General features: G+C 41.4%; 22 protein-coding genes. 15 read left to right on the forward strand and 7 right to left on the reverse strand.

All coding sequences use genetic code 11. The features are described 5' to 3' along the window. Positions 1-201 precede the first annotated feature (201 nt). The 9 genes from K1M91_RS04500 to K1M91_RS04540 all read left to right on the forward strand — a co-directional run bounded on the left by K1M91_RS04500 (position 202) and on the right by K1M91_RS04540 (position 8,736). On the forward strand, positions 202-1,017 hold the full coding sequence (locus K1M91_RS04500) for a flagellin (protein ID WP_232800358.1): 816 nt from the start codon (positions 202-204) through the stop codon (positions 1,015-1,017). Positions 1,018-1,083: 66 nt separating this feature from the next. Continuing rightward, on the forward strand, positions 1,084-1,518 hold the full coding sequence (locus K1M91_RS04505; protein WP_232800359.1) for a flagellar protein FlaG: 435 nt from the start codon (positions 1,084-1,086) through the stop codon (positions 1,516-1,518). A gap of 31 nt (positions 1,519-1,549) precedes the next feature. Then, complete coding sequence (gene fliD / locus K1M91_RS04510) at positions 1,550-2,932, forward strand: flagellar filament capping protein FliD (protein ID WP_232800360.1); 1,383 nt, start codon at positions 1,550-1,552, stop codon at positions 2,930-2,932. 19 nt (positions 2,933-2,951) lie between these two features. Continuing rightward, positions 2,952-3,377: a flagellar export chaperone FliS gene (fliS, locus tag K1M91_RS04515; RefSeq protein ID WP_232800361.1), complete on the forward strand. Its 426-nt coding sequence runs from the start codon at positions 2,952-2,954 to the stop codon at positions 3,375-3,377. Beyond that, a complete protein-coding gene (locus tag K1M91_RS04520; RefSeq protein ID WP_232800362.1) occupies positions 3,374-3,691 on the forward strand; it encodes a hypothetical protein in 318 nt (105 codons plus the stop codon). The genes fliS and K1M91_RS04520 overlap by 4 nt, the downstream gene beginning before the upstream one ends. Positions 3,692-3,698: 7 nt before the next feature. Continuing rightward, entirely contained in the window at positions 3,699-5,786 is a 2,088-nt protein-coding gene (locus K1M91_RS04525; protein ID WP_232800363.1) for a 6-hydroxymethylpterin diphosphokinase MptE-like protein, read from the forward strand. After that, positions 5,783-7,099 carry an NAD(P)-binding protein gene (locus K1M91_RS04530; protein ID WP_232800364.1) on the forward strand — a complete coding sequence of 439 codons (1,317 nt, stop codon included), beginning with the start codon at positions 5,783-5,785 and terminating at the stop codon, positions 7,097-7,099. The genes K1M91_RS04525 and K1M91_RS04530 overlap by 4 nt, the downstream gene beginning before the upstream one ends. Then, on the forward strand, positions 7,100-7,819 hold the full coding sequence (locus K1M91_RS04535; RefSeq protein ID WP_232800365.1) for a class I SAM-dependent methyltransferase: 720 nt from the start codon (positions 7,100-7,102) through the stop codon (positions 7,817-7,819). It begins immediately after the preceding gene. Then, positions 7,819-8,736, forward strand: a complete 918-nt coding sequence (locus tag K1M91_RS04540; protein WP_232800366.1) for a hypothetical protein — start codon at positions 7,819-7,821, stop codon at positions 8,734-8,736. Before K1M91_RS04535 ends, K1M91_RS04540 begins: the two co-directional genes overlap by 1 nt. On the opposite strand, the gene K1M91_RS04545 is transcribed toward K1M91_RS04540, so the two are convergent. Genes K1M91_RS04545 through K1M91_RS04555 form a run of 3 tightly spaced genes read right to left on the reverse strand, consistent with a single transcriptional unit; the run spans position 8,719 to position 11,313 of the window. After that, a complete protein-coding gene (locus tag K1M91_RS04545) occupies positions 8,719-8,982 on the reverse strand; it encodes a hypothetical protein (RefSeq protein WP_232800367.1) in 264 nt (87 codons plus the stop codon). The two genes, K1M91_RS04540 and K1M91_RS04545, sit on opposite strands and share 18 nt — an antisense overlap. Then, positions 8,973-10,247: a 6-hydroxymethylpterin diphosphokinase MptE-like protein gene (locus K1M91_RS04550; protein ID WP_232800368.1), complete on the reverse strand. Its 1,275-nt coding sequence runs from the start codon at positions 10,245-10,247 to the stop codon at positions 8,973-8,975. Before K1M91_RS04550 ends, K1M91_RS04545 begins: the two co-directional genes overlap by 10 nt. A 4-nt stretch (positions 10,248-10,251) precedes the next feature. Continuing rightward, the gene (locus K1M91_RS04555; RefSeq protein WP_232800369.1) at positions 10,252-11,313 is read right to left on the reverse strand and encodes a hypothetical protein; all 1,062 of its coding nucleotides are present in this window, start codon (positions 11,311-11,313) and stop codon (positions 10,252-10,254) included. Positions 11,314-11,555: 242 nt separating this feature from the next. On the opposite strand from K1M91_RS04555, the gene K1M91_RS04560 reads away from it, so the two are divergent. The 6 genes from K1M91_RS04560 to K1M91_RS04585 are packed head-to-tail and all read left to right on the forward strand — an operon-like array spanning position 11,556 to position 16,972. Then, positions 11,556-12,458, forward strand: a complete 903-nt coding sequence (locus tag K1M91_RS04560; RefSeq protein ID WP_232800370.1) for a class I SAM-dependent methyltransferase — start codon at positions 11,556-11,558, stop codon at positions 12,456-12,458. After that, positions 12,455-12,868: a VOC family protein gene (locus K1M91_RS04565; RefSeq protein WP_232800371.1), complete on the forward strand. Its 414-nt coding sequence runs from the start codon at positions 12,455-12,457 to the stop codon at positions 12,866-12,868. The genes K1M91_RS04560 and K1M91_RS04565 overlap by 4 nt, the downstream gene beginning before the upstream one ends. Beyond that, positions 12,858-14,654, forward strand: coding sequence for an HAD-IIIC family phosphatase (locus K1M91_RS04570; RefSeq protein WP_232800372.1), 1,797 nt, complete (start codon positions 12,858-12,860; stop codon positions 14,652-14,654). Before K1M91_RS04565 ends, K1M91_RS04570 begins: the two co-directional genes overlap by 11 nt. Then, on the forward strand, positions 14,639-14,854 hold the full coding sequence (locus K1M91_RS04575; protein WP_232800373.1) for an acyl carrier protein: 216 nt from the start codon (positions 14,639-14,641) through the stop codon (positions 14,852-14,854). Before K1M91_RS04570 ends, K1M91_RS04575 begins: the two co-directional genes overlap by 16 nt. A 1-nt stretch (position 14,855) precedes the next feature. Further along, a complete protein-coding gene (locus K1M91_RS04580; protein WP_232800374.1) occupies positions 14,856-15,677 on the forward strand; it encodes an AAC(3) family N-acetyltransferase in 822 nt (273 codons plus the stop codon). Continuing rightward, on the forward strand, positions 15,674-16,972 hold the full coding sequence (locus tag K1M91_RS04585) for a DUF4910 domain-containing protein (RefSeq protein ID WP_232800375.1): 1,299 nt from the start codon (positions 15,674-15,676) through the stop codon (positions 16,970-16,972). The genes K1M91_RS04580 and K1M91_RS04585 overlap by 4 nt, the downstream gene beginning before the upstream one ends. Here K1M91_RS04585 and pseI read toward each other — a convergent pair. The 4 genes from pseI to K1M91_RS04605 are packed head-to-tail and all read right to left on the reverse strand — an operon-like array spanning position 16,969 to position 21,518. Then, positions 16,969-18,036, reverse strand: a complete 1,068-nt coding sequence (gene pseI / locus K1M91_RS04590; protein WP_232800376.1) for a pseudaminic acid synthase — start codon at positions 18,034-18,036, stop codon at positions 16,969-16,971. The genes K1M91_RS04585 and pseI overlap by 4 nt on opposite strands. Next, entirely contained in the window at positions 18,029-19,516 is a 1,488-nt protein-coding gene (pseG, locus tag K1M91_RS04595) for a UDP-2,4-diacetamido-2,4,6-trideoxy-beta-L-altropyranose hydrolase (protein ID WP_232800377.1), read from the reverse strand. The genes pseI and pseG overlap by 8 nt, the downstream gene beginning before the upstream one ends. Then, a complete protein-coding gene (locus K1M91_RS04600) occupies positions 19,516-20,790 on the reverse strand; it encodes an aminotransferase class III-fold pyridoxal phosphate-dependent enzyme (protein WP_232800378.1) in 1,275 nt (424 codons plus the stop codon). Before K1M91_RS04600 ends, pseG begins: the two co-directional genes overlap by 1 nt. Beyond that, the gene (locus K1M91_RS04605; protein ID WP_232800379.1) at positions 20,778-21,518 is read right to left on the reverse strand and encodes a glycosyltransferase family protein; all 741 of its coding nucleotides are present in this window, start codon (positions 21,516-21,518) and stop codon (positions 20,778-20,780) included. Before K1M91_RS04605 ends, K1M91_RS04600 begins: the two co-directional genes overlap by 13 nt. Positions 21,519-21,532 lie beyond the last annotated feature (14 nt).

Consider the following 21,532-nt stretch of genomic DNA (forward strand, 5'->3'; position numbering starts at 1 on the left):
TTTATGTACTTTTTAGGTTTCTGTTTATTAAGGTAAAATTAAAAAACACAAAAAATATTAAAAAAAGATTCAAGGATTATTTCCTTACGCCGATACAGTTTATGAGCACAGAAAGTAAGGTGCAAACAAACACAAAGGGCTGTGGCAACATCAAGTTTAAGCAGCAGACCCTGGATATTAAAGCTTAATAGGAGAAATACCATGGCTCTTTATGTAAACACCAACGTTCAATCAATGAACTCACAACGTAACTTAACCAATTCAACAGATGCATTATCTCAATCATTTCAACGTCTGTCTTCAGGCCTGCGTATTAACAGTGCTAAAGATGACGCAGCTGGGATGCAAATAGGTTCACGTTTACAAGCGCAAGTGAATGGTTTAAACCAAGGCGCACGTAATGCTAATGACGGTATCTCTTTAGCACAAACAGCTGAGGGCGCCTTAGATGAAACGACAAATATGCTACAACGCATGCGTGTATTGGCGCTGCAATCAGCGAATGGTTCGAATACCACTGCTGACCGTGCAGCCCTAAACAAAGAATACACTGAGTTACAAAGCGAAATAACTCGTGTTGCGTCAACCACAACCTTCGGTGGTGTAACATTATTAGATGGTAGCTACAGCGCAGCATTCCAAGTGGGTGCGGACCAAAGTCAAACCATTGATGTACGAGTGTCTGTGTCTATGGATGCTGCTGCTCTTGGTGTAGATTCAGGTATTTCAACTGCAGCATTAGCACAGACTGCGATTGCTGACCTCGATTCTGCATTAGCAGCAGTTAATGATAAGCGGGCAGATTTGGGTGCAAAACAAAACCGTTTTTCATCAACTATACGCAACTTAACTAACATTGCTGAGAACGTATCAGCGTCTAAATCTCGTATTATGGATGCTGATTTTGCGCAAGAATCGGCTTCAATGGCACGGAACACTGTTATGCAGCAAGCTGCAAGCTCTATGCTCGCCCAGGCTAACCAACAGCCACAAATTGCCCTATCATTAATAGGTTAATCAGGGCAACTAGGTAACAGATAAAGCACCTATGCCTATAGGTGCTTTAATTCGTAGGGGGTTAATATGAAAACAAGTGAGCCCAATGTAGCTTCCTTTGTGATTGATTCTTATGCTAAACAAAGTTTACAGTCGAGTAACAAGCAAAACAGTCATGACCAAGTCGCATTAGCATCTGAAGCAAGCAATAAATATCAAAGTAATGCTGATGTCGAGAGCAAAGAAATACCTAGAAATGCTAAGATAGACGCTTCGGATAATAAAAAAGTTGAAGAAGCCGTCTCTTTAGTACAACGATTCCTAGATAGCAGCAAGCGAGGAGTTAACTTTTCCATTGACGATTCAACCGATAAAACAGTGATTACCGTTACAGACAAGCAGACCAAGGAATTAGTCAGACAACTTCCAAGTGAAGAAATGCTAAGGATTGCAGAAAAAATTAAAGAGCTCGAGCAGGAGTTAACCAATAAAGTTGGTATACTTATTGATAGTAAGGCTTAATGCGTTTTGTGATCAAGTTTGGAGGCCATAAATGGCGACACTAACGGGTATTGGATCTGGATTGGATCTTGAAAGCATCATATCTACCTTTGTTAAAGCAGAGCAAAGTACTCGAGTCGCTTCTATTAATGAGCGTGAATTAGATGCGACGGAAGAATTATCTGGAGTAGGTACTCTTAAATCATCCCTATCTCAATTCCAAGATGTACTCAAAAAGTTATCAAATCCTGACACTTTCTTTCAGAATAAGTCTTCATATTCTTATCTCGGTAGTACAGATAATAATAGTAATATAATAAAGGCAACCACCGATGGCGTAGTAACTGGAGGCACCTTTGAAGTTGAGGTTCTGAAACTCGCTCAAGGCTCTCGGCTTGACTCTACGCCGGGGGCTTTTTCTGCTGCAACGGATACCGTTGGTAGTGGGGTACTAACATTTGGTGCAGGTAGTAATACCTTTGATATCTCAGTTGACGCGACCGATACACTGGAAGATATTCAAAAGAAAATTAACGACTCAAGTGATAACTTCGGCGTTAAAGCAAATATAATTAACTCTGATGCAGGCCCTGTATTGACTTATACCTCTGAAGTAACAGGCCAGGCAAATCAATTATCAGTGACTAATAATAATGCCAGCTTAGCGGCTATATCAACAGGTATGGTATCGGCAAAAAACGCAACGGATGCAGAGATCAAAATTGATGGTCAGACGGTGACATCATCAACCAATACATTCTCAAATGCGATCAGTGGTATTGCATTGGAAGTCAGTAATTTGACGCAAGCAGGGGAAAAACTCACTTTGGATATAGGGGTTGACACCGACGGTGTTGAAGCCTTAATCAATGATTTCGTTGACGGCTATAATGCATTACAGAAAACACTTAATGCTTTATCTGACCCCACGAATGGGCCGCTTGCATTCGACTCAAGTATTCGCAGTTATGAATCACAGCTCCGATCAATTGTTGGCTCTCCTGTGACAGGCACATCCGGTGCCTTATCAATGCTTTACGATGCAGGTATCACGATGAATGCTGACGGTGAACTAGAAGTGTCAAGCATCATGAAAAATGGGCAGCAAAGTGGTAGTCAGCGTTTGGATAGCGCTATTTCTAATAACCTTGCTGATCTTGGCGCATTATTTGCAGGTGACGATGGTGTGGCAAAACAATTAAGTACGTTTACGGCGTCTTACTTGGAAAACGGTGGTGTCGTACAAGAGCGTGAGGCAGCCCTCAAGGATTCTCTCACTCGTGTTGCTGACGATAGGGAAAAACTGGGTCGTTATATGGAATCTTATGAGGCTACTCTGAGACAGAAATATACCGCATTGGATGTAACGATTGCTCAATATAATGCGACTAGCTCTTACATAGAAAGTGTATTGAAACCCATAGAGAAAAAATAGAGGTAGGGAGTAAACCAACATGCGGGCTAATATAAAAGCGTATCAGAATACAAATCATCAATCATCATTGCTTGCCGCTGATCCACATCGAGTCATTCTGATGTTGATGCAAGGGTTGGTTGACACTCTTGCTGTTGCTAAAGGCTGTATTATTCGAAAGGATTTTGAAGGAAAATCAAAATCATTAAACAAAGCGATTGGTATTATTGCAGGCCTACAAGATGGCATTGATATGAAACAAAGCCCTGAAATAGGTGAAAACTTCTATCAGTTATATGATTACATGATAAGAAGGTTAGGCGAGGCTTCTGCTGATCAATCTGGCCAGCAAATTGATGAAGTTGTCTCTTTAATCTCACCAATTAAAGAGGCATGGGAAGGTATCTCAGAAGCGGATAAAGCAAAAGCAGAGCAAATGCGAGCGGCCCAGAATTCAACAGCATGATGCGAACAGAGCTTACTAAAAAAATTGAATATTTGACCTGCCGCGCTAGTGAATTAATTGCAGGAGAGAGTATAGAGGAATTAAATCAAGTTTTGTTGCAACGTCAAAACTTGATTGAACAACTGTGGAATAGCGCTAACCAATCTGCTACAACATCAGAAATTAAAGACTTTTTACTTTCTATTCAAGCTCGTGATGCTAATCAGTTAAACCAACTTAGTCTGCTAAAGCAAGCACTCAAACAGCAAGAGCAGGCTCGCAAGTTAGCTAACGCTAAGGTGTCAAAATACATAGCGATAAATAAATTTAGGTGACCCAACCATGTCCGACATTCCCAGTGCTCCCCCCTCATTTGCTACACCTTCGATAGAAGAGACAATTGCTCGTGTCCCCTATATAGCAAAAGATTATCAAAGTGTTTTTGCAAACAATATTAAAGCCTTTCAAGATTATATTCCCGCAATAGCAGAAGCTTTCGCTCATTACCAACCTGAAAAATTCGAATTAGTAGCGACCGATTTCAGTGTTGATTTAGTAACTAAAGGTACAGATGAGCTAGTATTTGGTGGTGATGCTTTTCGTACTAGTTTAATGGACTTTGAATATTTTAAGCGCTCTCCACAAACGACTAATTTCTCTGTTAAGCGCGGTAAGCATGAAAATATAGCGAACTTTATACATCTTGATTTTCTTGAAAAATTTATCGCATTAGAAAAAAAGTATGAAACGAGTATAAGTAAAGAGGCTTTTTTCCCAGAAGCATTAGGCATGCTCATTTGTTTTGGCCTAGGGACGGGGTTTTACTTAGAAAATCTGATTTCGACACATGAAGTTAATCGGATATATATTTATGAGCCTAATCATGACTTTTTTTATGCTTCATTACACCTAATTGATTGGCATTACATTTTAACTACGCTAGATGAAAAAGGTGGCTCACTTCATCTGAGCTTAGGGGGGGATGAGGAGGTTTTTTTTGCTGATTTAGGTTCAGACTTATTTAGAAAAGGTCGTTATGACATATCTAAAGCATTTGTGTATGAGCATTATTTAGATGAGAAAATATCGAATGCAGTGAAGTTGTTTAAGTTAAAGTCGTATGAGTTAGTATATGGCTTTGGTTTTTTTGATGATGCTTTGATGGCCGTTGCTCATCACTATCATAACTTGAGAACTAGCCCTGCAATTGCTGTTAAAGAACCACTTACATGTAATGCAACGGTACCTGTATTCATCTGCGGCAATGGCCCTTCCTTAGACAAGAACATGGCGTTGATTAAAAACCATGCTGATAGAGCCATTATTGTCAGTTGCGGCACAACAATTGATAGCTTGTTAAGAAATGGTATTTTGCCTGATTTTCATGTTGAACAAGAGCGAACCCGCCCAGTGCATGACCGCTTACTTTCTGTTGACAAATCACTGTTAAAAAAAATTCCTTTTTTATCAATCAATACAGTGAGCCCAGAGGTGTTTGGTTTATTTGAGAGGAGAATGGTAGGTCTTAAGGCTGATGAGCCATCAACTTTGCTTACACGCTCTTTAAGCCATTTAGGTACTTCCATTAAGCGTGTTGCTTACTGTAATCCAACAGTGGCTAATTGTGCGTTAACGCTTGTTGAGGCGTTAGGCTTTAGAGAGTTTTATTTTATAGGTACTGATCTTGGCTTTCCTTTTGGTCAACACCACAGTAAAGATAGTATTTACTACAAAGAAGATGGCGAAGATAAAGCCTTATTTGATTTAAAGGATCAGAACCACCTTGAACTACCTGGTAATTTTGGTGGCAGTGTTCGTACTAGTAGTGCTTTTGGCTATTCAGCTCAATCATTAACTGCATTCATTACAAGATCCCCTCATATTAACTGTTTTAACTTGAGTGATGGTGTGTTCGTAGAAGGTGCTCAGCCATTAGAGCCTCACTTACTCGAATTAGGTACCTCAGCAATTGATAAAAAAGAGATTGTTGATCGCTGCTTTGACTATTACCACAGAGATTGTATTGATTTAGCAATAGAATTTGAACAAGGCCTAAGTCAATTAAATTTTGACGAATTTATAGATGGTTTGATTGAAATAACATATGAGCCACAGGTAACACGTTTTGATGCGCTAACTAATTTATATAGGCAATATATTTACCTTGAATCAGGTGGTGAGCAAGAAAGTTTATACTTCAGGGATATGATTCGCGGCAGTATCTTGTATACCCACACCATTCTCAGCCGAATATTGCAAAGTATTGAAGACCCAGAAATAGCTGTGAAAGTGAATTTGGAAGGCTTAGAAATATTGAGAGATTACTTAGAAGCAATAAAAACAAAATATCATCAGAAGTTACTCCATGCTGATACCACAGAAATGCTTTCAGAATGGCGTGATAAAACCATTTTTAAGGTGGATGAATGAGTTGTAAGAGAGCGGTCGTCGTAGGTGCTGGAGTTGTTGGCCTTGTTTCGGCATTTATCCTACGCAAACAGGGCTTTGACGTTACCATTATTGATAGTGAGGCTGAGCCTGGGGGATTGCTAAGAAGCATAAAAACAGATTTTGGTGCGTTTGATTATGGCACTCATGTTGCCTCTTCTTCGGGTATTGATGAGCTTGACGACTTTATGTTTAATCATGCCAATGGAGAGCTAAAACAGTTTGACACGGGCCATTCTGCTAGTTTTTATGATGGACGCTTAAGCTCTATCAGTCCCTTTGTTAATTTGTCAGAGCGGGAAGATGCAATGGTGCTTTCTTACTCATTACTGGAGCAACAAGGGAAAAATACATCACCTAAAAATTTGGAAACTTTATATCGTAATCATTACGGAGATTTAATTTTTGAAAAGGTTATACGACCCATTGTATTGAAATATTTTGGCTGTCCAGCTCATCAATTAAGCCCTGCATGTTTTTCCTTTTTCGATTTAAATAGAGTATTGGCTTTTAATCCATCTATTTCAGAACAGTTAAAGCAGCTTGATGATTATAATTGTCGCATTGGTTATCATCATGCGTCTTCAGGTGCTGCAAAATACTACCCTAAACAAGGAGGCATTGGCCGTTGGTATCTATTGTTATTAGATAAACTAAAGTCTCAGGGGGTGAAAGTATTGACTGGCTGCCAATGTAAAAACTTCGAACAAGATAGAGACAACTCGATCAAAAGTATCAGCACATCACAAGGCATGCTTGATACAGATCTTCTCGTTTGGTCTGTTCCGAGTGCATTTTTAGCTCGTTATTTAAACAGTACATCAGCGCCAGAAAGACCGGTGTTTAGAAATACGGCATTATTTCACTTTGCATTTGATAAACCGTTACTAACAGATGCTTACTATATTAATGTACATGAACCTGAATTCTTAAGTGGTCGAGTCACAGTGTACCAGAATTTAACGGATGATAATGATGTATACCGAGTAACGGTTGAAGCCTTAAATGAAGAAGGTTATGACTTTCAAGCTAGCATTGATCATGTAATTAAAGAACTAAATACCATGGGTATAATAGATCATCGTCATCACTGTTTGTATCAAAATTGCGTTGAAATAAAAAATGGTTTTCCTGTTTTAAGCGCAAAGGGCCACGCTAATCAGATTGCTTATAATGAGCACCTAACCGCTTCTTACCCAAATTTAGTGTTAGTAGGCCGAGGCAGTGGTAAAGGCTTTTTTATGGCGGACCTATTAATCCAAGCGGCTGAATTAATCAAAGGACGATTAGTATAAATGACGACTTATTACCATGCTTATGGGGCAAGAGCCTCATCTATTAATAATCACACGCAAATTGCAGGCCGGTATGGAGTGCAGGAACTTGCCGAAAAGCGTATTGTGCCTGATATCCTCCATAAATTGGATTTGCAAGCCACCGATAATCTATTAGAAATTGGTTGCGGAACAGGTAATTTATTGATCCCGATGTCCTTTATATGTCGCAGTGTCACCGGTATCGACCACCCGAGTTGTTTAGATAAGTTAACAAAGCGATATCAACATAGCGGTCAGTCATTAGTTGCTGGTAACTTTCTTGATGTTGATCTGATAACCTTGCCAAAGTTCGAAAAAATCTTAGTTTACAGTGTACTACATTGTCTTGCAGATGAAGGCGAGGTGTTTGATTTTATAGATAAAGCGCTAAAGTTACTTAAGCCCGGCGGGCGTTTGCTATTAGGAGATATACCCAACAAAGATAGAAAGAACCGTTTTTTGAGCTCTCAGGCTGGCGCGGACTTTTTAACTGATTGGAATGAACAAGTGAAACAAAGTGGTATCGATGAGCCCGCGTTTGAAGCGGTAACTTCCAGTGTCGGTTTTGATGATCAATTAGTACTACAGATATTGGCACATGTACGCCGACAAAACTGTGAAAGCTATGTTTGCTCTCAGCCTTGTGATTTGCCATTTGGCAATACAAGGGAAGATATAATTGTACAACTTGGTGCGTAATGATTGATCTTTGGCGCGAACACCCCAATGTGCTCCCTTGTGGAGAAAGTGTTGCTAATGAAAATATTTTTGCTAGTGGAAGGCAGGCTATTCAGCAATCGATGCTCGACTTAAATTTGACGCGTGTAAGTCGAATAGCATTTCCTGAGTTTAGCTCTGCTTGCGTTATTTCTTGTCTTGGGCGTATCGCCACTCCAATACCAATGGCGGAAGTTGTTCGCTATGATATGAAGGTTGATGCAATACTTATTTATGAGCAATGGGGGTGGCCTCTACCAGCGTCAGTCATAGAGTCGGTGAAGCAGTATAGTGATTATATTATTGTTGATGCGGTTGATTCGCCTGATGCCCTCATTCGCTACTCAAATGTCACTGATGGTTATACTTGTATTAGTTTATATAAATGCCTTGGATTAGCTCTTGGAGGATTATTGAGTTATCAGGGAAAGTTACAAGTTGTTAAGAATGGCCGCACGGCTCCTTGTCCTCTTACTTTGGATAATGTCTTAAACGTAGACATAGCAAAATCTTACTACAATAACATCGATTTAATTCAACCTGATATCCAAGGTGACTTAATACAGGCATTGGCGATGGAATCAAAAGCTAGGCAAAAGAATTTGTCCCGTTTAGCTGAAATAGGTTTATTTCAACAATGGCCCTTGTGGATGCATAAGGTTGTTGAATATCGCTCAGGTGCACCGGGAATAGCACCTTTATTCCACTCTGAGACGGCAGAGTTTCGGATGAAAAAGCAGTTGAAGTTAGCCCAACTGGGTATCAAGACCGCACTTTATAATTTTAATTTTTCCGGTTCCCCAATCGCAGTTGATTACAGGCCATGTTTAGCTTTCCCGTTGCACAGTGAGCTTGTTTGGTCAGACAGATTAAAGGACATCTTACAAAGTGGTGAATAATTTTGTTATCTCATACTCTATAATATCGGCTACAAACAATATATCGCGGCGCTGTTGAGCTGCGAATAGCACTTTTAATATGTTGTTTAGTTGCTCCGTTTGCTGCTGTGTTAGGGTTCGTTGCTCTTTTTCTATTGTGTCAATCAACACCACTAAGTGCTGGTTTCCTGCCGCTTCTTTTCCTTGCCTAAAAAGCTGTGCGACAGCCTTTAACTGTGATCGCAGATCAGTATCGTCTATGTCCATAATTGGGCTCCATTTATTTCGGCTCCATTGGGGCTTACGCTATAAAATTTCACGTTCGGGTGTAGCGCAATGTAGTCCTCTAAATCACGTAAATATCCTCGTAAATTGGGTAGGGTGCAAATATATTCCTGTTTCCAATTCTTTACTAAGTGGACGCCCATATCATCAATACTTGGAATTGTAAAATTTGTTGGCCAAAACGCGTGCGTTGTATCGTAGGGGTAGCCAAAATCTGCACCCACCAAAATGATTTTGTCAGCTCCCATTTTTACTGCAAGATCCACAGCTGGATGCAGCACGCTTCCGGCACTGAATAGTCTCATTTTTGGATAAATGAGGTTTATTGGGTCGAATAGAGCTCCAACTGAATAGCTGCAATAACGAGGGCCTAGCCACCTCTTCAATAAGCTGGATGCCATTCGTGGAAAGTAAGCTAATGAGGTGTTGCGATAGACCTCTAAATCAAGCTGTTCAAAGCAAATATCAGGTTTGGGATCAATCGTCACAACGATATCAGGAATAATATTTTGGCTATCTAAGGGCCTTAATGCTGCATCTACTGCAATTAATAACGTATTTTCAGGGCGTTGCGCTAATAGAGCGTAATGATCAGCCAAGGTCGGCCCAGCAGCGGCAATATACACTTCTTTTTTATACTTGTAAGTTGAAACGAGCTCACGTGCATCATGGTCTGATTTGATCAATTCAAGGTTATGATTTATCTGCTCTTTGGCGACTTGGTTGTGTTGGTGATGCGAATCGATAAACTCAGTATCTAACTCAAGGCATACCTTATCTCTTAATCTCATCGCACTGTCCTCTGCTAGAACTAATTCTGCAGGACTAGCGAGAAAGGGGTATTTCACTTGGTTGCAAGTACGAGCGAGCACGAGATCTACTTTAGGGTTGCTTAACCATTGGTGTTGGCCAAATTTAAGCAAGGTCAATTTAAAAACTGACAAATTTAAGATCACCACTGTTATTTTTAATAAATCTTCACGAGTGAGAAGTTGATTTATGGCATGGCCTAGAGCAGTACCATATACTGTCACCTCCTGAGCTGATGCTCTAATTAGGCTGCACTGTACACTCGCCTCAGCGGTTTGATTGTAGCAACTGGTTAATTGGATTCCGTTGATAACAAAGGTAGCCTGTGGCTCATTCACAACTTCAGGGTTTATTGCTGGTGATTGCAGTAGCTTTCGATAGGTTTCAGGCCATCGTTTCGCTATCAGAGTAAGAAAGCTATTTTCTTGATTAATCATCTGGTTAAGTCACCTTTTGAATATCGAGTATCAATGTTTGTTTTAATCGCATTTCTGAGGCAAAGCTTGCTTTAAATTGACCAATATCTTGCTCTTTCTCGGATGGTTGAAACCATTCTCCTTGGTAGCATCTTGCCCCAATATGATAGGTTTTTATTGCACAGCTGCGCATATGCTCTATAGCTAACCACTGTACGCCATGCGCAATAGGAAACTGAAATAAACTTCGGTCATAGGCGGCGATGGCATAAGCGCTTAGTTCTGTACTTGTTAAAAATTGAGCTGCGCCAATAAGTTTGCCTTTATCATAGACAAAAATAGCGAACGATAATCCTTGCTCAGTGAGTCGTCGCTGCGTTTCCCAATTGACACTCGAACGGGTGATGCGGCCAGCGACTTGCTGGTGTAAATACGAAAATGCATCTCGTTGCGCTGTGCTCATGTATGTTATCAGCTCAAAATCCCACAATGATAAAGCCTGCTTGATGGTTGACTTACAGCCCTTCGACAGCTGTTTTCTGTAGAGTGAGGTTGATAATGTTAAATCGACAAAGCATTCATGGCTGGCCTGGAGTTGAGCCCCTTGCATCATCCACGCCTTAGTCCATAGCTCATGATGATTCCAGCCTTCAATTGTACAGGTTGTCAATTTTTTGACACTTAAATCATCAGCGAGCAAATACAAGCTTTTTAAACAGCACTGTATGATGCTTTTCTGCGATTTTTCCGCTAGCACCGATTTAAACATGGGGGGTAATACTGGGCTGGAGTTACTTAAAATATGATATTCATCTACTACCGAATGAATATTGAGCGGCCAAATCGCAGCAGGTTTACCATCTTGGAAAACCATTATTGGTAATCGTAGCGTTTCGCAACTGGAAAACGAGTTATAGGACTGGGCATAGTCACCGAGTTGCCACTGGTATTCTGGGGCTAGAACCTTAATTTCATGACAAAAATGCTGCCAGCTTTCGTTATTCGCCAGACTAATGGTAAGTGCGGGGTAATCTCTACAGGCTTGCTCTAATTTAGCTAACGCCCACGATATTGTGATCTGTTGCAACAATACTACCTACTTGAATTGAAAAAGTGTTTGTAACTTAGCAAGATTTATTCCCGTGTCTTTTATGTTTGTCCCTTTCACGGCATCTATAACCATTTTAATGTGGGAATGAATTTTTACAGCGACCTATGTTGTAATGTTATAAGATAAAATACTTATTATCTTCACTTTGGGCCTACTTTTTGCTTTGTTGAACGAACCTTGCTTGCCACCGTTATTTATATGCTGAGAGAGATTGCTAGATGAACAATGCCCCTTTATCCCAACTGTTGACTGAGATTGGCCGTATAAATCCATTACAAACTCAATTTTTAGATCGCAGTTTGAGTGTTCTTAGTGCTCAAGAGCGCACGACATTTCTTCAATATCTCAATTACTGCCTCGCTCAAGATATTACGGTGGAGCACTTGGCTAAATCATATGATTTAATTGTGAAGGATACTTTTCGTGAGCAAGTGTATTTCCGTCGACATGGCCAATACCGACATCAAAGTTACCAAGAAGTGGCTAATTCAGTGTATCATCACCCTGAGTATATGAATCAATATATGCATGGCTTGGCGTTGTCGACGTTTCTTTGGCCTAATCATTTGGCCATGTATCGCTTTTTTATTGAAACTTTACCTAAGCAACGAACCGGGCGTTATCTTGAGGTCGGTCCTGGTCACGGTTTTTACTTTATGAAAGCGATGCAATGTAGCCAATATAACTTCTATCAAGGAGTCGATATTAGTGCCACTAGCGTTGAGATGACTCAGCGGATTCTCAGTTGTCCCCATTTTAATTGCTCAGCGGATTACCTTATTACCGAGGCCGATTTTTTTGCGTGGGACTCGACGCAAACATTTGATTGCTTAGTGATGGCAGAAGTACTCGAGCATGTTGAGCAGCCTGGCGCATTTTTGCAACAGCTATATACGCTGGCTAATGAAGGCGCGCATGTTTTTATTACCACTTGTATTAATACGCCAGCGATAGATCATATTTATTTATACCCCGATATGCAGAGCTTACGTCAACAAATTAATGAAAGTGGTTTTTCAATTAAAAATGAACTTGTAATTCCTTATTTAGGTAAAACACTCGAGGAAACCGTTGTTGATAAACTACCGATTAACACTGCGATGGTATTGGAAAAAAGATGAGCGACTGGCAACTTAGATTTCACCATTTTGGTTTAGCCGTTCATGACCCAAAAGCAGCGCGTATCTATCTCAAAGGCTTGGGCTATCAGCTTGGTGAGGCGCTTTATGATCCGCTGCAAAAAGTAAATTTACAAATGGCTGAACATGCTAACCAGCCGCGAGTGGAGCTCGTTTGGCCTGCAGGCGAGTCGGGCCCCTTAGACAATATTTTGCAGGGACAGCAAGGGATTATTTATCATACGTGTTACACGGCAAAGGATGTTGAAAAAAGTATCGTTTCCATGCAGCAGCAAGGTTTACGTATTGTTCCCGTTTCAGCGCCAAAACCGGCGATATTATTCGCGGGTAAATATGTCTCTTTTTATATCGTGCGAGGTGTGGGTTTGATCGAGGTGTTACATGATGATTGAGCCAGCACTGACATTTACACAGATGCAATCTCGGTTGGCAAGTATAGATAAAGCGGCATTAAAACCACTTAGAATCTCGATATTAAGAAATATTACATTAGAATCTATCGCGATACCTCTGCAGTACTATGCCGCTCAGTCTGGTTATGATGCCCAATTAACATGGGGTGGATTTGATACTTTATTGCAAGACGCATCAAATCCTGAACTTGTTAACGACAAAACCGATCTTATTTTGATCTACCCGCATCTTTTCATGACATTACCTGCTATAAATGAAAAATTTTGCCAGTTAACGCCATTGCAAAGACAGCAAGAAGCGGACTTTTTCTTAGCAACCGCTCTCCAAGTATTAACTCAACTAGCGACCACGTCGCCAACAGCGAGTATTATTTGGCATGACTTTGAATTACCAATCAATCCGAGCTACGGGCAAGCCGATACCTATTTACCCCATGGGCAAAGCACATTTATTCATCATTTAAATATTCAGCTTCATAAACTGCTTGAAACCTTTAATTCCGCTAAATACCTATCAAGTGAACGAGTAATGCGAAGCGTTGGCACAGAGCATTTTTATGACTGGCGTTATTGGTTTGCGGCTAAAGCGCCGTACAGCAAAGAAACTTTAATTGAACTGGCAAAACAGGCCATGGGGCTGTTTCACATTCAACATCAAGCCGCAAAAAAATGCTTGGTACTTGATTGTGATAATACATTGTGGGGAGGTGTTATCGGTGAAGATGGGCTTTCAGGGATCCAACTTTCACCACATTATCCCGGTAATACGTTTTATGCCTTTCAGGCTGCGATTGTTGAGCTATATCATCGTGGTGTGCTGATCGCGCTTTGTTCAAAAAATAATGAAGAAGATGTGTGGCAGGTTTTTGATCAACATTTACATATGTTGTTGAAAAAAGAACACATCGCCGCCGCGAAAATTAATTGGCAAGATAAGTCGACTAATTTAGCTGAAATCGCTGATGAGCTAAATATTGGTATCGATAGCTTGGTATTTCTCGATGACAGTCAATTTGAAGTTGAACAGGTTTGTCATCAATTGCCAATGTTGACCGCCGTATGGCTAGATCCTAAATCAAGAGCTACTTATGCAAATAAATTAAATGCATCGACTTGGTTTGATACGTGGCGACAAACCGATGAAGATAAATTACGTGGACAGATGTTGCAAACGCAAAAAAAACGTCAAGCGTTTAAACAACAGCATTCGTTGTCGGATTACCTTCAGGGATTAAATATGTGTTTAACGGTGAAAGAGGCAAGCGAAGCGGATATTCCGCGTGTGGCACAACAAACACAAAAAACCAACCAATTTAATTTGACTACACTGCGTTACAGTGAAGGACAGATCAGGCAATTTATCGAGAGGGAAGAAGGCTTTATCCTTACTGCCTCACTTAATGATAGGTTTGGTGAGATGGGGCTTGTTGGCTCTGTTTTGATTCGCTATATCAGCGATACCAAGGCTGAAATAGACACCTTGCTACTGTCTTGTCGTGCCTTGGGCCGTCAAGTTGAATATGCTTTCTTAAGCGAAGTGATTAAAATTTGTCGCGCTAAGGGAATAAAAAACATAACGGCACGACGCATTCAGACCGATAAAAATGCGCAGACAGCTGATTTTTATGTGAAATCTGGATTTGTATTAACATCAAGCGTCGAGGATCCCACGACCCAAGAATACGAATGCCCAGAATTTAATCCGCTCATCGCACCTTCTTTTATTTGTATTATTAATGAGGATGAACCATGCAACAAAAACTAGTCGATATTCTGAGCCAAACACTAAACGTGTCACCTGAACTGATTACGCTAGCGTCAGATTCAACGAACATTGAGAGCTGGGATTCTCTTGCGCACATGAACTTGATATTTGCCATTGAAGACAGTTTTGACATCCGCTTTACCGATGAGCAATTAACTAATTCGATGAGTGTTAAGCAGTTACTCGAGATTATTAGCTAGGATGGGTAGTTACGTTGACGGAAAGCGTTATCACTATACTCAAGATGACATTGTTACGGCCTTAAGAGAGGCTGGAGTTGTCGAAGGGGATTTAGTGTTTAGCCATATTGCTTTGTTGCCTTTGGGGTTGTTAAAAGAAATGCAAGAGGGGCAGTCACTGGTTAATGTGTTTGTTGAAGCAATAAAAACAGTGTTAGGGCCTAAAGGGAGCTTTATTACGCCAACCTTTAGTTATAGTTTTTGTCATTCAGCTCCGTTTGATAATCGCTCTACACCTTCTGCTGTTGGCGCCTTTAGCGAGGTGTTTCGCGGCTTACCGGGCGTTTCTCGCTCTAATGACCCCCTTTTTTCTGTTGCTGGTTTTGGTCCACATGCTTTATCGTTATTTAGCAATTTGCCTAATACCAGTTTTGGCAAAGATAGTTTTTTTGAACGCCTACTGTCAACGCCTTGTAAAATTTGTAATATCGGACTCGATTTACGCTACTTAACCTCTATCCACTCCCTTGAAAAAAAACTGAATGTGCCTTATCGCTTTGATAAAGCCTTTACTGGTGAGCTCAATGGTCACAGCTCAACTTGGCAATATTATGTTCGTTTATTGTGCGAAAATAGTGAGGCGGATTGTTTACCATTACAACACCTTGGTGAGCATGCTGGCTTAGTTAAGCAAGTCGCTCTGGGTCGAGGGTCGTTATTTGCGGTTGAGCTTCAGCCGTATATAGAGCTCGCTCTAAGGCAACTAAAGTTGAATCCTTGGTTTTTAGCTAAAGGCCCTGAATTAACAGAACAGCAATTAGCAGAAATTAAGGAGCAATCGTGAGTGAGGAATTAATAACGAAGGGCGCTGAAATGCACCGGCTGGCGTCTCAGCTTTACCCCATTTGTCGAAGTTTAACAGGCAATGGTGTGAGACAAACACTGGCTATTTTACAGCAGCAAGGTCTGGATATTTCAGTTCATGAAGTTGCTTCAGGTACGCCCGCGTTTGACTGGTACATCCCAGAGGAGTGGAATGTCGATGAAGCTTATATAGAGGATAGTAAAGGCAATAGAATAGTTGATTTCACTACTCATAACCTTCATTTGTTGGGGTATTCTGAGCCTGTGAACAGGACTATCTCGCTTGCTGAGTTGCAACCCCATCTATATTCACTGCCTGAACAGCCCGATGCCATTCCTTATGTGACTTCCTATTATCACAGGCGCTGGGGGTTTTGTTTAACGCATAGGCAGCGTGAAACGCTAGATGAGGGGCAATATCGTGTTGTGATTAAAAGCCAGCTAAAGCCGGGCAGCATGACCTATGGTGAGCTTATTATTCCGGGTGAGAGCCCAGATGAAATTCTTATTTCTACCTATGTTTGCCATCCTTCAATGGCGAATAATGAGTTATCTGGACCGGTAGTGACCACTTTTTTGGCAAAATGGTTAAACCAGTTACCTTCGCGGCGTTACACTTATCGCATCGTTTTTCTGCCAGAAACCATCGGCTCGATTTATTACATATCTCAGCATTTAGCATCGTTGAAAAAAAATGTTAAGGCTGGTTTTGTGGTGACGTGTATTGGCGATGAACGTACTTATTCTTACTTACCATCAAGACAGGAAAATACCTTAGCTGATCGCGTAGCTAAACACGTATTAAAGCATTTAGACAGTGAAGTAGATTATTATAGCTATTTAGACCGAGGTAGCGATGAGCGGCAATATTGTTCACCAGGTGTTGACTTGCCTGTTTGCTCGGTAATGCGTTCAAAATATGGCACTTATCCTGAGTATCATACATCCCTTGATGATTTGAACTTAGTGACGTCTGATGGTCTACTTGGTGGTTTTAACGTGTTGAAATCTTGTCTTTTGTTACTTGAGCATAACACCAGGTATCAAGCCAGTGTTTGTTGTGAGCCACAGCTAGGTAGGCGCGGACTATATCCTACTATTAGTAGCAAAGATTCAGCTAATCATGTTCAAGATATGATGAATTTACTGGCCTATGCTGATGGCTCACTTGATTTAATTGGTATCGGCGACAAAATAAATGCGTATGCTGGTAATTTACTGCCCATTGTTGAAAAACTTGTTTATGAAGGCCTCTTATTAAAAGAGTCTAGTTAACGTGACGATAAGGATTTTGTGATCTTATCCCAACTTATCGCCTGACCTTTTTCGAGAGATACTTGTGCCTTTAGGCCTAATACCTCGGGGTAATGCTTAGGGGCTAAGCCATAGCCGGGCCGAATTCGCTTGATGTTATCTACCGTTAATACTTCGCCTGCTTTAATGTCTTTCACCGCATATATTGAACGGCGAAACGGTAAGTTACCTAATTCAGCAGGCTTTCTCTCATAATTTACTGTGCCTGTGGCAGAATGCACTTCTTTGATTAATTGGCACAACTCGGCCAGCTCGGTAGGCTCGAGTGAAAATGCGGCATCTGGGCCACCATCACTGCGTTTAAGGGTAAAGTGCTTTTCAATCACCGCAGCCCCCAGTGCTGTAGCGGCTACAGCAGCACTATGGCTTAAACTATGATCGCTCAACCCCGAATGGCAATTAAAGCGATGATGCAAATCTGTCAGTGTAACTACGTTTGACTGAGCAACAGGGGTAGGATAGCCACTAATACAATGCAATAGACAAAAATCTTGATGCCCCATTTTAGTTAAAAATTGATGGAGTTCGGTGATTTCATCTAGATCAGCAAGGCCTGTCGAAATGATCATCGGCTTTCCAGTTTTTGCTACATACTCAATAAGAGGAAAGTCTAGCGCTTCAAAAGACGCGATTTTATACGCTGGTGCGCCTAGCCTTTCAAGCAAATCAACGGCTGTTTCATCAAATGGGGAGCTAAATAAAGTGATCCCAACCTCACGGGCTTTTTTAAATAGTGCTTGATGCCATTCCCAAGGGGTATGCGCTTGCTGGTAGAGCTCATAGAGGGAATAACCATCCCATAAGCCACCCTTAATTTTAAATTCGGCTTGATTGGCATCTATGGTCATTGTATCAGCGGTATAAGTTTGGATTTTCACGGCATCGGCACCGACCTGTTTAGCCAGTTCAATTAGCCGAAACGCGTTGTTAATGTCGCCATTATGATTAGCTGAAATTTCTGCAATCATATAAGGCAATAAACCATTGGCGATAGCTCGGCCATTAATTTTCATAGGGCTAGGCATTTAGCTTGTCTCCGGAATAGCGGTATTGGTCTGATGAAATAGGGTAAAAACCAGCCTGCAAAAATAGTTTTATCGAGGCTTTATTCATAGGGGATATCTCGGCGGTCATTACTACGGGATGTTTGCACTGCAACTCTGTGAGCGCTCGGCTAGCAATGCCTATGCCGTGAAAAGCCTGCGCAATCAAAATAGAGACTTCCCAGTCTTCGACTTGCGGTGTTAATCGGATCAATCCACAAGGCAAACCATTCCATTGGATAATGTAGTTATGATCATCGTTGTGCATCATTTTTTGAAACCAGCGATGATGCTCTGGCCATGTTGGGGGCGTTGGCGTACGAGCAAATTGACGAATATTCGGCGCTTGCTGCCATTGAAAAATTTGGGCTTCATCGCTAGCAAGAAAAGTTCGCAATTTTACCTCTAATGGGCTGCTCTTAAACAATGTGGTGACTAGGCGTTGGCAGCCTTGACCGCTGATCATATTAAAACCAGCCTGACTCATGGCCTTTGCTATGTCAGGTTGGCTCGTCAGCGTTAATTGTTGAGCTAACTGCTGTGGTGAGATATCAGCGTCAACCAGTTGGCATAAACCTGCCTTATGCATCGACTGACTGATAAATACTTGATTATCAGCGCTCACAAAAGACAAACAGGGCAGTCCCAGACAGGCGCGCTCCCAGCTACTGGTTCCGCATGCACCGATTGCGAAGTCGGCATTCAGCATTAAGCTTGCCATATTGGTGGCATCTTTAATTAATATGATGTTGCGATTATGTTGCTGCGCAATGGCCAATTCTACATGATTTAAATAGGGCGCAGACTTTGAGAGAACAATCGTAACTTTGGGATAGATCTCTGTAGATAAATAGGCCAAACCGTCGATCACTAATTGTGTGAGGTTTAGTGGATCGGTTGCGCCAATGGAAACGAGCAGCTCACGATGAGCAAAGTGTCGCCTTTTAGCCTCTGCTGCAGCACGCTGTTCAATGAAGGCTGCATTTAGTAAAGTGTAATCAACGCCGAGCGCCAGTTTACACTCAGCTGGTAGGTGTTTGTAATCCGTATCTTGACGGCCTAGGCTTTGATCTAATAAGAGATCGGCATAAGGTGCTGGGCGGCAAAGGTCGTCGATAACCATCAATTTTGTGTGTGCTAGGCCACCACCTTGCTTAATCGTGTGTTGCCACTCAGAGTTGAGGTGATAGTGATCCACTATGAGCCAGCTGGGTGTTAGCGTTGTGAGGATCTCAAGAGTGGCTTGAGCATCTCCCGTTTCATCTGAGTTAGATTGAGCGGTTAGGTAATACAATCGATAGCCTTGAGACTCAATTTTGTCGGGTTGAAATCCAGACATTTCTCTACAGATGAAAATGCACTCAACACCGCACTGAGCAAGGCTGTTTGCCAAAGTTAAACAACGCATTAAATGGCCAAAACCCAGTTGGCTACTGGCATCGACTCGAAACACAACTTTCATTAACGCACCTTAAAGACAGGCTCTATAACCGCCCCTTTCAATATTGTTCTAAGCGTGCCTTGTTGCCAGTGATGTTCGATAAAAGGCACTATTTCCTGGTATGCACTGATTAATCGCGTGATATCGTGGTGTTGATGAGCGTAGCTAATATTGTGCGTGCCGAGAGTGAGCATACCGCGCTGATACATTTCTTGCAAAAAGACGCTTTTAATTAATTGTTCGCTATCATGGCTGAGGCTTAAAATGCTCCAGCTTGGATGCCCGACTAGCTTAAAGAGTTCACTTTTAGCAAGCAGCGACGCGAGGCCCTGTTGCAGGCTTGTTCCCAACTGATTGATGTGCTCTGGCACTTGGCAACGGATCATCTTCTCGATACTGGCTTTTGCTGCAGCCAGAGATAACGCTTCACCACCGAATGTACCGGAGAAGAAAATATCTTCCATTAACATCATAATTTCTTTTTTACCAACAATCGCTGAAAGTGGGTAACCATTAGCCATGCCTTTTCCAAAGGTGGCTAGATCGGGCGTCACGCCGAACAAATGTTGCGCACCTTTTAAATCAAAACGAAAGCCAGTGATGATTTCATCGAAAATCAGTAAGCATTGATGTTGCTCACATAGTGCCTTAACGCCCGCTAAATAACCCGGCTCAGGTTCAACTACATTCATTGGCTCCATGATCACGGCTGCAAATTCATGCTGGCTTAATAGTGTGTTAAGTGCACTAAGATCGTTAAACGGAAAAGGATGAGTAAGGGCTTGAGTTGATTTTGGTACGCCTAAATTTCGACTGGTAGCCCCTATATACCAATCTTGCCAGCCATGATAACCACATACGGCAATATGTTCTTTATTGGTAAAAGCACGTGCTAAGCGAATGGCGGCGGCGGTGACATCGCTGCCATTTTTACCGAATCGAACCATTTCAGCACAAGGGATCAAGTCGACGAGTAACTGAGCAACTTCGAATTCAAGTCTATGGGGCAGGGAGAAGCTAACCCCTTTACTAATTTGTGCAATCACGGCACGGTCGACGTCGGGATCTTGATAACCTAAGCTGACACATAATAAACCGTTGATAAAATCAGTATATTGATTGTTATCGATATCCCATACTTGGCAGCCTTCGCCTCGCTCTAAAAATAATGGCGCTACGCCATAAGGTAAGCTCAATCGGCTTTTACTAAATGTCTGAGATGCAAGAGGGATTAACGTCTTAGCTTGTTGATAAAAGTCACTGCTGGTTTGATATCTCGGATCTATTTGTGACATACAGAAATCGCCTCATTGCGTTGATAGTGAGCGTTAATACCGCTTTGTTTAGGGTGTGCGTTTAACCAATCAATTATTTCTTGGTAAGTAAAATCTTTACCTTGTTCTGACATGCTTTGGTATATCTGCGACACTAACTCAAAATCATCTTGATTATCGACCGTTACTCGGAAATGGGATGTATCAGGTGAGGTGGTCAGGTTTGCTTGCACAAATGCATCCGGCGACTTCGCCAAATATAAGGTAACATGTTCACGCATTTTTTGCTCTTGAGCTTGATAATAGGCTTGTTGCAAGGCGTCAAATGTTATTACTTCTACGTCAAAGCCGTCGGCGAAAGTAGCTGGGTGGCAATTAGAGCTATAGTCTGCTTTCTGATTGATGTGTAGTGCTATTGTGTTATCAATAATTTTTGCGTCACTCAGTGGGCAATCTCCGGTCAATCTAACAATATGTGTTGCTTTGTAGTGACTGGCACAGTGATAAAATCGAGCTAAAACATCGTTCAGGCTACCTTGGAAAACTTCAACCTGATATTCTTGCGCAAAGGCTACCAAAGCAGAATCATCTATTTGGTCGCTAGTTGCTATTACCAGTTTATCGATTTTTTTACTTGCTCTTATACGTCGTATTTGATGAGCTAGCATCGGTTCGCCTAAAATCTGTTTTAGTACTTTTTTAGGTAGTCGTTGCGACGACATTCTAGCTTGTAAAATGGCTAAGATCATATCGAGTGCATCTC

This window comes from Motilimonas sp. E26, from assembly GCF_021278025.1.
Lineage (GTDB): Bacteria > Pseudomonadota > Gammaproteobacteria > Enterobacterales > CBDFNC01 > Motilimonas.

What these genes read in the sequence shown, in the direction of transcription:
- K1M91_RS04550 (WP_232800368.1), bottom strand. Translation starts at nt 10,247, where the DNA reads ATGATTAATCAAGAAAATAGCTTTCTTACTCTGATAGCGAAACGATGG.
- K1M91_RS04580 (WP_232800374.1), top strand. Translation starts at nt 14,856, where the DNA reads ATGGGTAGTTACGTTGACGGAAAGCGTTATCACTATACTCAAGATGAC.
- K1M91_RS04575 (WP_232800373.1), top strand. Translation starts at nt 14,639, where the DNA reads ATGCAACAAAAACTAGTCGATATTCTGAGCCAAACACTAAACGTGTCA.
- K1M91_RS04560 (WP_232800370.1), top strand. Translation starts at nt 11,556, where the DNA reads ATGAACAATGCCCCTTTATCCCAACTGTTGACTGAGATTGGCCGTATA.
- K1M91_RS04545 (WP_232800367.1), bottom strand. Translation starts at nt 8,982, where the DNA reads ATGGACATAGACGATACTGATCTGCGATCACAGTTAAAGGCTGTCGCA.
- K1M91_RS04565 (WP_232800371.1), top strand. Translation starts at nt 12,455, where the DNA reads ATGAGCGACTGGCAACTTAGATTTCACCATTTTGGTTTAGCCGTTCAT.
- K1M91_RS04500 (WP_232800358.1), top strand. Translation starts at nt 202, where the DNA reads ATGGCTCTTTATGTAAACACCAACGTTCAATCAATGAACTCACAACGT.
- K1M91_RS04530 (WP_232800364.1), top strand. Translation starts at nt 5,783, where the DNA reads ATGAGTTGTAAGAGAGCGGTCGTCGTAGGTGCTGGAGTTGTTGGCCTT.
- fliS (WP_232800361.1), top strand. Translation starts at nt 2,952, where the DNA reads ATGCGGGCTAATATAAAAGCGTATCAGAATACAAATCATCAATCATCA.
- K1M91_RS04540 (WP_232800366.1), top strand. Translation starts at nt 7,819, where the DNA reads ATGATTGATCTTTGGCGCGAACACCCCAATGTGCTCCCTTGTGGAGAA.
- K1M91_RS04505 (WP_232800359.1), top strand. Translation starts at nt 1,084, where the DNA reads ATGAAAACAAGTGAGCCCAATGTAGCTTCCTTTGTGATTGATTCTTAT.
- pseI (WP_232800376.1), bottom strand. Translation starts at nt 18,036, where the DNA reads ATGCCTAGCCCTATGAAAATTAATGGCCGAGCTATCGCCAATGGTTTA.
- K1M91_RS04535 (WP_232800365.1), top strand. Translation starts at nt 7,100, where the DNA reads ATGACGACTTATTACCATGCTTATGGGGCAAGAGCCTCATCTATTAAT.
- K1M91_RS04570 (WP_232800372.1), top strand. Translation starts at nt 12,858, where the DNA reads ATGATGATTGAGCCAGCACTGACATTTACACAGATGCAATCTCGGTTG.
- K1M91_RS04600 (WP_232800378.1), bottom strand. Translation starts at nt 20,790, where the DNA reads ATGTCACAAATAGATCCGAGATATCAAACCAGCAGTGACTTTTATCAA.
- K1M91_RS04520 (WP_232800362.1), top strand. Translation starts at nt 3,374, where the DNA reads ATGATGCGAACAGAGCTTACTAAAAAAATTGAATATTTGACCTGCCGC.
- fliD (WP_232800360.1), top strand. Translation starts at nt 1,550, where the DNA reads ATGGCGACACTAACGGGTATTGGATCTGGATTGGATCTTGAAAGCATC.
- K1M91_RS04525 (WP_232800363.1), top strand. Translation starts at nt 3,699, where the DNA reads ATGTCCGACATTCCCAGTGCTCCCCCCTCATTTGCTACACCTTCGATA.
- K1M91_RS04605 (WP_232800379.1), bottom strand. Translation starts at nt 21,518, where the DNA reads ATGATCTTAGCCATTTTACAAGCTAGAATGTCGTCGCAACGACTACCT.
- pseG (WP_232800377.1), bottom strand. Translation starts at nt 19,516, where the DNA reads ATGAAAGTTGTGTTTCGAGTCGATGCCAGTAGCCAACTGGGTTTTGGC.